The 15,185-nt window shown below is 67.2% G+C and carries 12 protein-coding genes; 6 read left to right on the forward strand and 6 right to left on the reverse strand.

The window, feature by feature from the left end; translation table 11 throughout:
• Positions 1 to 56: 56 nt before the first annotated feature.
• Both pgl and pgi read left to right on the forward strand, forming a co-directional pair.
• On the forward strand, positions 57 to 728 hold the full coding sequence (gene pgl / locus CVM50_RS12230; RefSeq protein WP_085886701.1) for a 6-phosphogluconolactonase: 672 nt from the start codon (positions 57 to 59) through the stop codon (positions 726 to 728).
• Positions 729 to 823: 95 nt separating this feature from the next.
• Positions 824 to 2,428 carry a glucose-6-phosphate isomerase gene (gene pgi / locus CVM50_RS12235; RefSeq protein ID WP_085886702.1) on the forward strand — a complete coding sequence of 535 codons (1,605 nt, stop codon included), beginning with the start codon at positions 824 to 826 and terminating at the stop codon, positions 2,426 to 2,428.
• Positions 2,429 to 3,073: 645 nt separating this feature from the next.
• On the opposite strand, the gene CVM50_RS12240 is transcribed toward pgi, so the two are convergent.
• The gene (locus CVM50_RS12240) at positions 3,074 to 3,502 is read right to left on the reverse strand and encodes a cupin domain-containing protein (RefSeq protein WP_085886703.1); all 429 of its coding nucleotides are present in this window, start codon (positions 3,500 to 3,502) and stop codon (positions 3,074 to 3,076) included.
• Positions 3,503 to 3,614: 112 nt separating this feature from the next.
• Here CVM50_RS12240 and CVM50_RS12245 point away from each other — a divergent pair, with 112 nt between their 5' ends.
• Complete coding sequence (locus tag CVM50_RS12245) at positions 3,615 to 4,133, forward strand: PRC-barrel domain-containing protein (RefSeq protein WP_085886704.1); 519 nt, start codon at positions 3,615 to 3,617, stop codon at positions 4,131 to 4,133.
• Positions 4,134 to 4,486: 353 nt separating this feature from the next.
• On the opposite strand, the gene eno is transcribed toward CVM50_RS12245, so the two are convergent.
• From eno to CVM50_RS12260, 3 genes are all read right to left on the reverse strand, one after another.
• Complete coding sequence (gene eno, locus CVM50_RS12250) at positions 4,487 to 5,761, reverse strand: phosphopyruvate hydratase (RefSeq protein ID WP_085886705.1); 1,275 nt, start codon at positions 5,759 to 5,761, stop codon at positions 4,487 to 4,489.
• Positions 5,762 to 5,933: 172 nt separating this feature from the next.
• Positions 5,934 to 6,833 carry a DMT family transporter gene (locus CVM50_RS12255; protein ID WP_085886706.1) on the reverse strand — a complete coding sequence of 300 codons (900 nt, stop codon included), beginning with the start codon at positions 6,831 to 6,833 and terminating at the stop codon, positions 5,934 to 5,936.
• A 112-nt stretch (positions 6,834 to 6,945) separates the two neighbouring features.
• Positions 6,946 to 7,377, reverse strand: coding sequence for a Fur family transcriptional regulator (locus CVM50_RS12260; protein ID WP_085886707.1), 432 nt, complete (start codon positions 7,375 to 7,377; stop codon positions 6,946 to 6,948).
• A gap of 185 nt (positions 7,378 to 7,562) precedes the next feature.
• Here CVM50_RS12260 and CVM50_RS12265 point away from each other — a divergent pair, with 185 nt between their 5' ends.
• Positions 7,563 to 9,998, forward strand: coding sequence for an autotransporter outer membrane beta-barrel domain-containing protein (locus CVM50_RS12265; protein WP_085886708.1), 2,436 nt, complete (start codon positions 7,563 to 7,565; stop codon positions 9,996 to 9,998).
• A 174-nt stretch (positions 9,999 to 10,172) separates the two neighbouring features.
• The gene (locus CVM50_RS12270; protein WP_085886709.1) at positions 10,173 to 11,297 is read left to right on the forward strand and encodes a cobalamin-independent methionine synthase II family protein; all 1,125 of its coding nucleotides are present in this window, start codon (positions 10,173 to 10,175) and stop codon (positions 11,295 to 11,297) included.
• Positions 11,298 to 11,380: 83 nt separating this feature from the next.
• On the opposite strand, the gene guaA is transcribed toward CVM50_RS12270, so the two are convergent.
• Positions 11,381 to 12,952 (reverse strand): glutamine-hydrolyzing GMP synthase, encoded by a 1,572-nt coding sequence (gene guaA / locus CVM50_RS12275; RefSeq protein WP_085886710.1) that lies wholly within the window; start codon positions 12,950 to 12,952, stop codon positions 11,381 to 11,383.
• A gap of 157 nt (positions 12,953 to 13,109) precedes the next feature.
• Here guaA and CVM50_RS12280 point away from each other — a divergent pair, with 157 nt between their 5' ends.
• Entirely contained in the window at positions 13,110 to 13,937 is an 828-nt protein-coding gene (locus CVM50_RS12280; protein ID WP_085886711.1) for a universal stress protein, read from the forward strand.
• Positions 13,938 to 13,964: 27 nt separating this feature from the next.
• Here the strand turns inward: CVM50_RS12280 and CVM50_RS12285 are convergent, their stop codons facing one another.
• The gene (locus CVM50_RS12285; RefSeq protein ID WP_085886712.1) at positions 13,965 to 15,179 is read right to left on the reverse strand and encodes an MFS transporter; all 1,215 of its coding nucleotides are present in this window, start codon (positions 15,177 to 15,179) and stop codon (positions 13,965 to 13,967) included.
• Between the last annotated feature and the right edge of the window lie 6 nt (positions 15,180 to 15,185).

Below are 15,185 nucleotides of genomic sequence, written 5' to 3' on the forward strand. Positions count from 1 at the left end.
CGGGCGCGCCCAGACGGGCCGCCCAGAATGGGAGAGGACCCGAAAGGGGCAAACTCATGGAATTCAAGGAATATCCCGACCGCGACCTACTGGCGCTGAACCTGGCGGACACGCTGGCCTCGGAACTGGGCGCCGCGCTGCGCCACGATGACCGGGTCACCTTCTGCGTGCCCGGCGGAACCACGCCTGGGCCGATTTTCGATGCGCTGACGGCCGTCACGCTGGACTGGGACCGGGTCGACGTGGTGCTGAACGACGAACGCTGGGTGCCCGAAAGCTCTCCGCGCTCGAACACCGCGCTGCTGCGCAAGCGGCTGCTGACCGGCCATGCGGCGAGCGCGACGATGCTGCCGCTGCACACCGAGACCGAGGAACCCGATCTGGCGCTGGATGCCCTGTCGGAGGGGCTGCGCCCGCATCTGCCGATCAACGTGCTTCTGCTGGGCATGGGCACCGACGCCCATACCGCCAGCCTCTTCCCCGGTGCCGATCGCCTGGCCGAGGCCCTGGCGCCCGACGCGCCGATCCTGCTGCCCATGCGGGCCGAGGGGGCGGGCGAGCCGCGCATCACCATCACCGCACGCTACCTGAAGGGTGCGCTGTCCACCCATGTGGTCATCATGGGCGATGAAAAGCGGCGGGTGCTGGAAGAGGCCCAGGGCAAGAAGCCCGAGGAGGCGCCCATTGCCGCCGTCCTGCCCAATGCGGTGGTCCACTGGGCGCCGTGACTGACCTGCCCCGGTCGCCTGCGCGGCCGGGGTTTCTTATCCGCCGGGGCCTCGTGTCGCCGGTCCATTCCATTTCAGCAACGGGACCCTGACCCATGTGGCAAGACATTTCCGCCCTGGCCGAACGCCATCGTGACCGTTCCATCCTGTCGCTCTTCGACGCCGATCCGGCGCGGTTCGACCATTTCTCGGCGCGGGCCGGAGGGCTGCTGTTCGACTATTCGAAGACGAACATCTGCGACGAGGTGCGCGACGCGCTGCTGGCCCTTTGCGACGCAGCGGGACTGGAGCAGAAGCGCGAGGCCATGTTCACCGGCGCCAAGATCAACGAGACCGAGGGACGCGCCGTCCTGCACACCGCGCTGCGCAACCTCTCCGGGGATCCGGTGAAGGTCGACGGGCAGGACGTGATGCCCGGGGTGCTGGCCACCCTGCGCCGGATGGAAGATTTCGCCGAAGCCGTGCGCACGGGCGATTACCACGGGGCCGGCGGGCGGATCAGCGATGTCGTCAACATCGGCATCGGCGGCTCCGACCTTGGCCCGGCCATGGCCGAGCTGGCGCTGAAGCCCTATTGCGACGGGCCGCGCTGCCATTTCGTGTCGAACGTGGACGGGGCGCATATCCATGACGTGTTGAAGGGGCTGGACCCGGCGCGGACGCTGGTGATCGTCGCCTCCAAGACCTTCACCACCATCGAGACGATGACCAACGCCGAAACGGCGCGCAAGTGGATGGCGGCCAAGCTGGACGATCCCGGCGCGCAGTTTGCCGCGCTCAGTTCCAACGCCGAGAAGACGGCGGAATGGGGCATCGACCCCAGCCGGGTCTTCGGATTCGAGGACTGGGTTGGTGGCCGCTATTCGATGTGGGGGCCGATCGGCCTGGCCCTGATGATCGCCGTGGGGGCCACCGATTTCCGTGGGTTCCTGGCCGGCGGGCACGCCATGGACAAGCATTTCCGCGAGGCGCCTGCCGCGGAAAACTTGGCCGTGCTTCTGGCGCTGACCGGCATCTGGCACAATCAGGGGTTGGGCTATGCCACCCGCGCCGTGCTGCCCTATGAACAGCGCCTGGCGCGCTTCCCGGCCTACCTCCAGCAGATGGAGATGGAGAGCAACGGCAAGCGCGTCGACATGGAGGGGCGCGACCTGACCATCGACAGCGGCCCCGTCGTCTGGGGCGAGCCGGGCACCAATGGCCAGCACGCCTTCTACCAGCTGATTCACCAGGGGACCCGCGTGGTGCCTTGCGAATTCATGCTGGGCGCCGAGGGGCATGAACCCGACCTGGCGCATCAGCACGACCTGCTGGCGGCGAATTGCCTTGCCCAGTCCGAGGCGCTGCTGCGCGGCCGCTCTCTGAAGGAGGCGACCGACATCATGGCGGCGAAGGGGCTGGAGGGGGCCGAGCTGGACCGCCAGGCGCGGCACCGGGTCTTCCCGGGCAATCGCCCCTCCACGACGCTGCTCTATACCAAGCTGACGCCCTACGTGCTGGGCCAGCTGGTCGCGCTTTACGAACATCGGGTCTTTGTCGAAGGGGTCATCCTGGGCATCAACTCCTACGACCAGTGGGGCGTGGAGCTGGGCAAGGAACTGGCGGTGAAGCTGTCGCCGATCCTGGCGGGCAAGGAAGGCACCGAAGGCAAGGACGGCTCGACCGCGGGGCTTGTCACGGCGCTGCGCGCGTCGCGCTGATCCGGGGCTGTGGCCCTGACCCCTGTCTGACTGTCAGATCTGATTGTCCGAAAGGGCCCGCCTTTGTCCGCGGGCCCTTTTCGCAAACGTGGTGGGAATATGCGAAAAGGGCCACCCGTCAGCCGCGGATCAGGCCGTCGGGAATGCGCCAGGGACGCGGCGCACGACCAGACCCCACGACGTTCGGACCGAACCACCGGGTGGGCCGGTGATCCGCGCAGGAGGGCAATTGCCCCAGGCTCCGAAAAGCCTCTGACCAGATACGATAGGCGCTTAGGGGAAGTTTCAAAAAATGTGGCGCAGAGTCGTTTTTTCTCCCGCCGGCCCCGCGACCCGGAGAGCGGGCAGCGGAAGACCGTAGAGAGAGCGGCCGAGGCGCCGGGCGGGGGCAGGGCCCCTGGAGGGACGTCACCGGCGCGCAGGCCACGCAATCTTGGGAACGACCGCCGGCCAGGCGGGCGTCGAGGGGAAACAGTCCACTCACTACACAACTGTCTCCGCGGGACACCCACACAACAGGACCGGTACACACACACCGTCCCGCGGAGAACTCGGTGAAGGTACGTAGGGACTGCGGGAGAGTTTCGCCTCTGGCGCGAAAAATGCGGGCCGGCCGAAAAAAATCGCGGAAGACGGGGAGGGGCCTCAGGCGGAGGGGATGTCGAAACCGTCGGGCGCCAGCACGAAGCCGTCGAAGTTGAACGCGGGCGAGACGGTGCAGCCGACGAGGGCCCAGTCACCCACGGCCTCGGCGGCCTGCCAATGATGCGGCGGCACGATGCCCTGCGGGCGCTCTCCCTTCGCCAGGTCCTTGCCCAGGGTGATCTGCCGGGCCGGGCCGTCGTCGGTTTCCGAGATGCGAAGCAGGACCGGGGCCCCGGCGTAGTGGTGCCAGATCTCGGCACTGTCGACATGATGCCAATGACTGCGTTCGCCGGCCCTCAGCAGGAAGTAGATACAGGTGCCCGCCGGGCGCTTGCCATCCTCTGTCTCGGCGATCCAGGTTTGCCTGTAGTGGCCCCCCTCGGGGTGCGGTTCGAGACCCAGCAAGGCGATGATCTCTTCAGCAGTCATCCAAACTTCCTTTCTTTACTTAGGGATAAGATTGGTCCGTCTGAGAAAATTTTGGAACCTCTGCGGAGAGTGCGGTGTTGCCTCACTGAAGACAAGTTAAGGAGGACACTTCATGACCCGCAACATCCTGATGGCCACGACTGCTGCTTTCACCCTGATCGGTGGCGCTGCCTTTGCCGACAATCACGGCGACGCGATGTCCGAAACCGAGACCATGAACCAGGGCGAAACCGCGATGCAGACGGAAGGCTCGGAGATGAACGAGTCCATGTCCGACACCCGGAAGATCGCTGACGCGGAGCTGATCCGCACCCGCGACATCACCGGTGGCGACATCTACACCACCGGCGACCCGCAGGAATGGTCCGCCGACACCGAATTCGACATGGTTGAAGACGGCTGGAACGACATCGGCGAGATCGAAGATGTGGTTCTGGACAGCTCCGGCAAGATGATCGGCGTGGTTGCCGAGATCGGCGGCTTCCTCGACATCGCGGACAAGCACGTGATGCTGGAGCTGAACGACGTGCGCCTGGTTCCGGTCGATGACCAGAGCTATGCCGTGGTCGTTTCCCAGACCGAGGAAGAGCTGGAGCAGATGGAAGGCGTCGACGAAGGCTTCTGGAACTGAGGCCTGACTGAGACAGCTTGAGGCCCCTCAGGGGTCACGGGGCCCGGAGAGATCCTCCGGGCCCTTTTTCGTTGCGCGGCCCATGTCGTTCCGCGAACGCAGGGCAGGCTTTCGCAGCGTGCCGTTGATGGGCACGGGGTGGCCGGGCTATTCGGGCCCAGCCGGGAGACGCAAGGCCGGTTTGGTTAGCCCGGTCCCGGTCTCCGCAGGGCTGCGCCCCGGGGCGCGACGCGGAAGCCAAAAGTTTGTCGATCCTGCCCATGGGCCTCGCCCCGTCCGAGCGCGGCCCCTCAAACGCAACGCGCGTCCGCAGCCAGGGGCCGGGACGCGCGCGCATCGTCAGGGCAGGGCCCTTACTTCAGGATCGAGGTGCCCGCGTATTCGGCGGTCTCGCCCAGCATTTCCTCGATGCGGATCAGCTGGTTGTATTTCGCCAGCCGGTCAGAACGGGCCAGCGAGCCGGTCTTGATCTGACCGCAGTTGGTCGCGACGGCGAGATCCGCGATCGTGGCATCCTCGGTCTCGCCCGAGCGGTGCGACATCACGTTGGTGTAGCGGGCGCGGTGCGCCATATCGACGGCCTTCAGCGTCTCGGTCAGCGAGCCGATCTGGTTCACCTTCACCAGCATCGAGTTGGCCACGCCCTGCTCGATGCCCATGGCCAGACGCTCGGGGTTGGTGACGAAGAGGTCGTCACCGACCAGCTGCACCTTCTCGCCGATGGCGTCGGTCAGCAGCTTCCAGCCCTCCCAATCATCTTCGGCCATGCCGTCCTCGATCGAGATGATCGGATAGGCGTCGCAGAGGCCCTTCAGGTACTCAACGTTCTCGGCCGAGGTCAGCGACTTGCCTTCGCCCTTCATCTCGTACTTGCCGTCCTTGAAGTACTCGGTCGAGGCACAGTCGAGGGCCAGGTAGATGTCCTTGCCCGGGGTGTAACCGGCCTTCTCGATGGATTTCAGGATGAAATCGAGCGCTTCGGTGGTCGAACCCAGCTCGGGGGCGAAGCCGCCTTCGTCGCCCAGGCCCGTGGACATGCCGGCGGCCGAGAGCTCTTTCTTCAGGGTGTGGAAGACTTCCGAGCCCATGCGCACGGCCTCGCGGATGTTCTCCGCGGCCACGGGCATGATCATGAATTCCTGGATGTCGATCGGGTTGTCGGCATGTTCGCCGCCGTTGATGATGTTCATCATCGGCACCGGCAGCACACGGGCCGAGGTGCCGCCGACGTAGCGATAGAGCGGCTGGCCGGTGAAATCGGCAGCGGCCTTGGCCACGGCCAGCGACACGCCCAGGATGGCGTTGGCGCCCAGGCGGCCCTTGTTCTCGGTCCCGTCGAGCTCGATCATCGCCATGTCCAGACCGACCTGGTCCAGTGCGTCGAAGCCGACGATGGCCTCTGCGATCTCGCCGTTGACGGCCGCCACGGCCTCCAGCACGCCCTTGCCCATGTAGCGGGCCTTGTCGCCATCGCGGCGCTCGACCGCTTCGTGGACGCCCGTAGAGGCGCCCGAGGGCACGGCGGCGCGGCCCATGGTGCCGTCTTCGAGGATCACGTCGACCTCGACCGTGGGGTTGCCACGGCTGTCCAGGATCTCGCGGGCGTGGATGTCGATAATGGTGCTCATCTGGAAATATCCTCTGTCCAGGGGCCTTTGTCGGGGTTGTAAGCCGCCCACGCGCTCTTGGAAAGGCGAGCGCCGAAAGAATAGCGCAAACAGGGCGATCTTTGCCCGAATGGCGCCCCGCCGCGCCCACTCGGGGGCGTCGGCGGAGCGCTCGACCGGGTCCGCGCAGCCGTCAGGGCAGCGGCGTCGCGCGGGCCTGGGCCAGGTTGCTCCGGGCCAGCCGGCGTTCGCGCAGGAAGGTATAGATGCCAGAGGCCAGGATCAGCGCGGAGCCGAGGTAGGTCAGCGCGTCCGGGATTTCCGAAAAGATCAGCGCGCCCATGATCAGGGTGAACAGAAGGCGCGTGTAGCGGAAGGGCGTGATCGCCGAGGCATCCCCGATCCGCGTGGCCAGCAACATGAAGTAATATCCGGCGGCCATCGACAGGAAGGACAGCAGCATCAGCAGGGCTTTCAGCCCGTCCATCGCCACCCAGCTGTCGCCGAGGATCAGCATCAGGATCCCGCCCGCCGGCATCAGGGCGCCGAAGGCCAGGAAGGCCGCAACGGTGGAGGGCAGGGCGGGCGGCATGCGGCGCGACAGCAGATCCCGCGCGGCCACGGCGACGACAGCGCCCAGCACCAGCAGCGCCTCCACCTGGAAACCCGCCATGCCGGGGCGGATCACGATCAGCACACCCAGGAACCCGACAGCCACCGCCGACCAGCGCCGCCACCCCACCTGTTCGCCAAGGAACAGAGCCGCGCCCAGTGTGATGGCCAGTGGCATCGCCTGGAAGACGGCGGCCACCGTCGCGATCGGAACCAGCGCCAGAGAGGTGATGAAGAAAAGCGTGGCAAAGCCTTCGGAGATGGTGCGGAAGATCACCGTCGCACGGCGGCTTTCGGCGCCGAAGATCGGATAGCCCCGCACCAGGCAGATGCTTCCGAAGAGCACCACGCCGCCCACGCCCAGCAGGACCATGACCTGACCGGGCGGCAGGTCGCCGGTCAGGTACTTGTTGAACCCGTCCTCGAAGGTGAAGAAGAGCATGGCGAGGATGACGAGGGCGATGCCCCTGACGTTCTGCATCTGGGTATTCCGTAATGACGACGCTGCCCGCTAACACCGCGCCGGCAGGGCGGCAAGCGTTGTGAGGGTTACGGGCCTCGGGACGACGGCCCGGCATGGGCGGACGCGTGGCTCAGCCCTTGGCAGGCTTGCGGGGGACGGGCACGCCGTAGAGTTCCAGCCGGTGGCCCTGCAGGCGATAGCCCAGCTTCGCCGCGATCTTCTCCTGAAGGGCCTCGATCTCCGGGTCGACGAACTCGATCACCTGGCCGGTGGTCACGTCGATCAGATGATCGTGGTGTTCGCGTTCCGCATCCTCGTACCGCGCACGCCCGTCGCCGAAATCGACCTTTTCCAGGATCCCGGCCTCTTCCAGCAGCTTCACCGTGCGATAGACCGTGGCCAGCGAAATCCGCGGGTCGCGGGCGGCGGCGCGGGCATGCAGCTCCTCGACATCAGGATGGTCCCGCGCGCCGTCCAGCACGTCCGAGATCACCCGGCGCTGCTCGGTCATGCGCAGGCCCGCCGTCTCGCAGCGATGAAGGATCGTGTCGCGTTTGGCCATCGTCTTCCCGGGTCCCTTTCCTCCTTTTCTCAAAGCGGGGCGGGGGCGGCAAGAGCTTTGCGCGGGCTGGCACTTCTGGCGGGCGGTCAAGCCGGGGCCGGGCAATTGTCATGGCGCCGTCACGCCCCTGTTACCTTGATGCGGCAGTGCCACCGGAGATGCCTTGCCGGACCACAGGAGCCCTTATGCCCCGCGCCCTTTCGCACGTCTCCCTCATTGCCCTCCTGGCTGCCATGCCGCTCGCCGGGCAGGCCCGACCGGCGCCGGTCGCCTCGGCCTGCACGCCTTCGTCGCCGTCCGACGATGATCTGGTCCTCTGCACGGGGACGGGCAGCGGGTTCACCGACGACGACCTGGACGGCGTGACCATCACGGTCGACCCCGGCGCCCAGATCAGTGGCGACGGCGACCGGGCTTTCGAGGTGGATGATGATCTGACCCTGACCAACCACGGCAGCATCACCTCGGCCGAGGATCCGGCGATAAAGGCCGACAAGCGCGCCACGCTGACCAACAACGGCACCATCACCTCGACCGCCTGGTACGAAGACGATGGCGAGATGGTGGGCGAGGACGCCATCAACTTCGATGATGATGCGCTGATCACCAACAACGGGATGATCACCGGCACCGACGAGGGGGTGCAGGTCGGTGACGACAGCACCGTCCACAACTACGGCGCCATCACCGGCACGGATCGCGGCATCGATACCGGCGCCCGCACCACCGTCATCAACCATGAGGGTGGCACGATCACCGCGCTGGACAGCGACGGCCTGCGCATCGACGGCGCGGAGGGCGCGGTGACCAACTACGGCGAGATTTCGGGCGCCGACGAGGGCATCCAGACCGGGGCTGACGCCACCATCCACAACTACGGCACGGTCACGGGCGCGGACCACGCCATCGACACCAGCGGCGAGGACGATGGCGATCCCAATGCCACCATCATCATCAACCACGAAGGCGCGCTGATCGAGGGGATCGACGGCGACGGGATCCATTTCGAAGGCACCGGCGGGTCGATTACCAACTACGGCACGATCCTGGCCGGTGACGAGGGCATCCAGGCCGAGGACGAGGTGACGGTTCGGAACTACGGGCTGATCGACAGCGCCGACAAGGGCATCGCCGTCGAGGACGATGCAACGGTCGTCAACGAAGGCACGATCCTGTCGCTGACCGAGGGGATCGAGGCCGAGGACAACGCGGTCATCACCAACCGCGGCAGCATCGAGACGCTGGACGATGCGATCAACGCCGGTGAAAACGCGACCATCTTCAACTACGGCGACCTGCTGGTCACCGGGCCGCAGGACGGCATCGACATCGACAGCGGCGAGGTGACGAACTACGGTCGCATCATCTCAGAAGGGGGCGAGGACGGCATCGACTTCGACGCCTCCGAGGTGGCGGTCTCCACCATCACCAACCACGGGCTGATCGAAGGCAAGATCGGCATCAACGTCGAACTGGGCGGCCACGATCCGACGAACACGCAGTCGCAGGTGGTGGTGAACCACGGCACGATCATCGGCCATTCCGGCACGGCGCTGCAACTGGGCGCGGGGCACGATACGCTGGATGTCTATTCGATGGATATCCGGGGCGTGGTGGATCTGGGCGAGGGGACGGATACACTGATCGCCCGCGCGTCCGCGCAGGCCGGCGCCGTCCGTTTCGTCAGCGATCCGGAGGTGATCGACCTGTCGGAGGCGCCTCAGGCGGTCTACGGCAACCAGACGCTGGCGGTGGCCGATCCCGAGGCCTTCGCGGGCATGGACAGCGTCGCGGCGGGCCAGACCCTGTCGCTGGGCAAATCCGTCTTGCTGCCAATAGGCGAGGACGCCGGCAGCGCGGGTTCCTTGGCCTTCGCCGAGGGCCCCCTGGGCGCGCCGGCCTGGTGGGTCTCCGGCTCTGCCGCCGTCTTTGACGGGGACGGATCGGGTCGCCTGACCCTGGGGCACGATTTCGACGGGGTGGGCCTGTTCCTGTCCTATGGGCGCGCGGCCACCACGGTCTCCGACGGGCATGACCTGACCAGCGATGCGGTCCTGCTGGGCCTGACCTCGGCGGCGGCGCTGCCGGGCGGCACCACGCTGGCCGGGATGGCCTACCTGGGCTTCGGCACGCTGGATCTCGACAGCGCGGCCACGGCCAGCGGTGACGGTTCGGCCGATACCCGCAGCTTCGGCCTGGCGGGATCGCTCTCCACGGCGCCGACGGCAGGGGGGCTGGCCTTCACCGCCCGCGCCGGCATCGAACGCCAGAGAATCGACGCCTTCCGCGTCTCGGGCCTGGGCGGCGCGGCTTTCGGGGATCGCGACCTGACCACCGGCTATCTCTCCGCCGAGGCGCGGCTGACCCGTGCCTTGCGGGATGGCACGGCGATCACCCCCTTCATCGGCGCCGACGTGCTGTTCACCGACGGCGAGGATGTGACGATGACCCTGGGCGACGGCACCACCCGATTCTCCACCGGCGCGGACAGCTCGGTCGCGCAACTGACCCTGGGGGTCGAGCTGGCCGGCGCGGATCGCCCCTGGGCGCTGCGCATCGAAGGGCAGTACGACGAGAACGACAAGGCGGGCGTGCTGCTGACCGCCGGGATGCGGTTCTGACCTCACGCCCCCCGATGGACGAGCCCAACCTGCGACGCCCCGCGCCACCACGCGGGGCGTCTGCATTTTGCCCATCCAGCGCGGTTCCACCCGGGTTGCCCTCCTCATCCGGTTGTCTTTTCCGACCCTTGGTGGTCTGTTGCCGACAAAATCAGGGAGAGGACTGGACAGACCATGACCATCGAGACCACCCATGTCGGCAGCCTGCCGCGCGGCGACGCCCTGTCGGCGCTTCTGATCGCCAAGGACAAGGGCGAGGCCTATGACGAGGCCGAGTTTGAGGCCACCGTACAGGCCGCCATCGAGGAGGCGGTGCGCCACCAGCGCGAGGCCGGCGTTTCCATCGTGTCGGACGGCGAGTTGGGCAAGGTGGGCTATTCCACCTACATGCAGGAACGCCTGTCGGGCTTCGGCGGCCATATCGACCGCAAGCCCGCCAAGGACCTCGCCGCGCATCCGAACCTGGCCAAGAAGCTCAGCGCGATCATGGGCAGCCAGGAATTCACCCGTGCCTCCTGCGTGGGCGAGATCAAGCTGGTCAATCTGCAGCCCGCTCTGGATGACATCCGCCGGTTCAAGACCGCGCTGGAGGCCGAGGGGCAGGGCACCCGCGCCTTCATGAACGCCGCCTCGCCGGGCCTGATCACCGCCTTCCAGGTGAACAAGTACTACCCCGACCACGAATCCTACCTGGCCGCGCTGGCCGACGCGATGCGTCCCGAATACGAGGCGATCCTCGATGCGGGGCTGGACATCCAGTTCGACTGCCCCGACCTCGCCATGTCGTCGCATACCGGCTACCAGGACATGGACCAGGACGAGTTCGTGAAAGTCGCCGCGATGAACGTCGAGGCCCTGAATGCCGCGACCGAGGGCCTGCCCGCCGACCGGATGCGGATGCACCTGTGCTGGGGCAACTACGAAGGCCCGCATGACCACGACATCCCGCTGGAAAAGGTGATCGACGTGGTGCTGTCTGCGCGCCCGTCGACGATCCTCTTCGAAGGCGCGAACCCCTGCCATGAACACGAATGGGTGGTGTGGCGCGATGCGGCGATCCCAGAGGACAAGATCCTGGCGCCGGGCGTCATCGACACCTGTTCCAACTACGTCGAGCGTCCCGAACTGGTGGCGCAGCGCCTTCAGCGCTTCATCGACATCGTGGGCGAAGACCGGGTGATCGCCAGCACCGACTGCGGCTTCGGCACCTTCGCGGGCTACGGCAAGATCGACCCCGAGGTGACCTGGAAGAAGCTGCGCAACCTGCGCAAGGGCGCGGATATGGCGTCGACGCGCTGACCGGCCACGCGCCCAGAGCTGACATGACAAAAGGCGCCGCGGTTTCCCGTGGCGCCTTTTGCGTTCCGGTTTCCCGGATCACGTCATTCCAGCTCGATCGTCCCCGGGGGTTTCGAAGTGCAATCGTAGAAGACGCGGTTCACGCCGCGCACCTCGTTGATGATCCGGGTCGAGGTCTCGCCCAGGAAGTCATGGCTGAAGGGATAGTAGTCGGCGGTCATCCCGTCCACGCTCGTCACGGCCCGCAGGGCCAGGGCGTAGTCGTAGGTGCGACCGTCGCCCATCACGCCCACGGTGCGCATCGGCAGGATGGCGGCGAAGGCCTGCCAGATCTCGTCGTAGAGACCGTGCTTGCGGATCTGGTCGATGTAGACCGCGTCGGCCTTGCGGAGGATCTCCAGCTTGTCGCGGGTGATCTCGCCGGGGCAGCGGATGGCCAGGCCGGGCCCGGGGAAGGGGTGACGGCCGATGAAGGACGCCGGCAGGCCCAGTTCGGTGCCAAGGGCGCGCACCTCGTCCTTGAACAGCTCGCGCAGCGGTTCGACCAGCTTCAGGCCCATCTTCTCGGGCAGGCCGCCGACGTTGTGGTGCGACTTGATCGTCACCGAGGGTCCGCCGGAGAAGCTGACCGACTCGATCACGTCCGGGTAAAGGGTGCCCTGCGCCAGGAAGGTCGCGTTCTCGATCTCACCCGCGTACTTCTGGAAGACATCGATGAAGAGGCGGCCGATGGTCTTGCGCTTCACCTCCGGATCGCTGACGCCTTCCAGCTCGCCCAGGAAGAGGTCGCTTTCATCGGCGTGGATCAGGTTGATGTTGTAGTGGTCGCGGAACATCGTGACCACTTCCTCGGCCTCGTTCAGCCGCAGCAGACCGTGGTCGACGAAGACGCAGGTCAGCTGTTCGCCGATGGCCTCGTGCAGCAGGATCGCGGTGACCGAGCTGTCAACGCCGCCGGACAGACCGCAGATCACATGGGCGTCGCCGACCTGCTCGCGGATCGCGGCGATCATTTCCTCGCGGTAGGCCGCCATGGTCCAGTCGCCGGAGAATCCCGCGTCCTTGACGAAGTTCTCGTAAAGGGTCGCGCCGTTCGGGGTGTGATGCACCTCCGGGTGGAACTGCACCGCGTAGAAGCGGCGCTCGAGGTCGGCGGTGATGGCGAAGGGCGCACCGGGGGAGGTGCCGTAGACCTTGAAGCCCGGGGCCAGCTTGCTGACGTGGTCGCCGTGGCTCATCCAGACCTGCTCGCGGCCCGAGCCTTCCAGGAACCAGCCGTTCAGCAGGTCGATCCGCTCTTCCGTGGGCTGGACGTAGGCGCGACCGAACTCGGCCGTGTGGCTTTCGCCGGCTTCGACCATGCCGCCCAGGTCCTGCATCATGACCTGCTGGCCATAGCAGATGCCGAGGATCGGCACACCGAGGTCATAGACCTCCTTCGGGGGGCGCGGGGACCCTTCGCGCACGACGCTGTCGGGCCCGCCGGAGAAGATCACGGCCTTGGGCGCGAACTCGCGCAGCGTCTCGGCGGTGACGTTCTGATAAGGGTGGATTTCGCAATAGACCTTCAGCTCGCGCAGGCGACGCGCGATGAGCTGCGTCACCTGGGATCCGAAGTCGATGATGAGGAGGCGGTCATGGGATGTCTGGCTCATGGCCGTGCCATAGAGCGGGTCGCGCGCTCTGGCAAGCCTAAGCGCGCATGCGCGGTGCCCCTGCGGCGACAAAGCCCGGCGAAAGGCGTTTGAGCCGCGGGGCGGAGCGGTTAGTCTGGGCCCGTAGAACCCGATCCAGACCCCGAGGAGGAGAAAGATGCGCCGGTCCATCCTGATTGCCACCGACCTGTCCATGCGGTCCGAACGGGCGCTGCGCCGCGCCTACCGGCTGGCCGCCGAACAGGGCGCGAAACTGACGGTGCTGACCGTGGTGGACGAGGATCTGCCGCCGGGCATGGCCGCACGGTCGCGCGAACTGGCGGAGGAGGAGCTGCGGATGCTCTGCGACGCCATCGCGCCCGATCAGCCCGCCGAGCTGCGGGTCGAGATCGCCGATCCGATGCCGCATATCCTGACGACGATGAAGGACGTGCAGGCGGACCTGCTGGTGCTGGGGGTGCACAGGCCGCGCGCGGTCTGGGACCTGTTCTACGGCACCACGATGGAACGGATCGTGCGCGCCAGCCGCGTGCCGGCCCTGCTGGTGCGCAACGCGCCGGTGGCGCCCTATGCCCGGGTGCTGTCGGGGGTCGACATGTCACCCGCCAGCGCCGCCGCGCTGCACCTGGCCGCCGAACTGGCCCCCGAGGCGACCATGCACGCCTTCCACGCCGTCCATGTGCCCTATCGCGGGCTGGTGGCCCGGTCGGGCACGCCCGAAATGCTTCACCCCTTCCTGGAGGAGGCGCGCGACGCGCTGGACAGCTGGTGGGAGGAAACCGATCTGCCCCAGGCCGTCGCCCGGCCCGAACCCCAGCCCCATGGCCGCTACGAGATGCTGTCGCGGCTGATGCACAGCGAAAAGCCCGACCTGCTGGCCATCGGCGCCCATGGGCGGGGCCCGCTGTCCCCGACGCTTCTGGGCGGCTTCACCGAACAGATCCTGCGCGACCCACCGACCGACGTGCTGGTCGTGCGGCACTGACCGTCCGGCGCCCCGGCGATGCCCCGCTCAGGCGGCGTGGTCGGGGTGGCGTTCCTCGGTGATCGTAAGGGACAGCAGGCCGGCGGCCAGAACCGCGCCGGGGATGACCAGCATCGCCGGGCCGAAGGCGCCGCCCGCGAGGTCGATCAGCCAGCCCAGCAGGGGCTGGAACACCAGCGCACCGCCGATGCCCACCATGTTGACCACGGCGATCAGCGTGCCCGACACCTCCTGCGGATGCCCTTCCTTGGCCATGGCGAAGGTCAGCATCTGCGCCCCGTTGGTCAGCCCCGCCAGGAACAGCAGCACCGCCAGCGGCCCCAGGGGCAGGCCGGGCAGGAACAGCGCCAGGCCGTAGAACAGCGCGGTCAGCACGATGGCTCCGCTGAGCAGCCACTTGCGGTGCCCCAGCAGGTCCGACAGCCAGCCCGCGGCGATGCTGCCCGCGGCCATGCCCCAGAAGATCATCGAGACCGCCAGTTCCGCTGCGGCATCGGCCAGCCCGCGGTCGGCCTGGATCTCCGCCTTGCCCCAGAGGCCGCCGTAGACGTTGATCGGCATGTAGAACAGCGCCCCGGTCAGGGCGACGAGCCAGATCCGGTGATCGCGGAGCAGCGGCTTCAGCGGGGCGAGGGGATGGGCGCCGGGTGTCCGCTCAGGCGCGTCGCCGCCGTCGTGAAGCGCGACCAGAGCCAGCAGAAACAGGACCCCGCCCGCCATGGCCGTCCAGGTGAAGACGGGGCGCCAGCCGGCGACGGCGACCAGCTCGCTCAGCCAGACCGCACCGATGGCGGTGCCCAGCATGCCCAGGGCGTTCACCACCCCCGACAGCAGGGCAAAGCGAGCAGGCGGAAACCGGTGGTTCACGACGTAGAGGGCACCGACGAAGGCGAAGGAGGCGCCGAAGCCGGTCAACAGACGCCCCGCACCGGCCAGCACGGCCGAGTCGCCTGCCGCAAAGAGAGCCATGCCGCCCGCGCAACAGGCGATGGCCGGCAGCACCAGGCGCCGGGCGCCGAAACGGTCCAGCGCCAGGCCGACCACGATCTGCATCGGCGCATAGATCCAGAAGAACAGGCTCGACAGGGTTGAAAACCTGCCGCTGCCCAGGCCGAAATGCGTCGCGATCTGGACGGGTGCCAGGCTGGGGCTGATGCGGGCCACGAACTCGTAGAGGTAGAACAGCCCCGCCACGATCAGCGCCGCCCATGCGCCGGCCCTTGCCCTGTCTCCGCTGATCATCGCCTC

This window comes from Pseudooceanicola marinus (assembly GCF_002786295.1).
Classification (GTDB): domain Bacteria; phylum Pseudomonadota; class Alphaproteobacteria; order Rhodobacterales; family Rhodobacteraceae; genus Pseudooceanicola; species Pseudooceanicola marinus.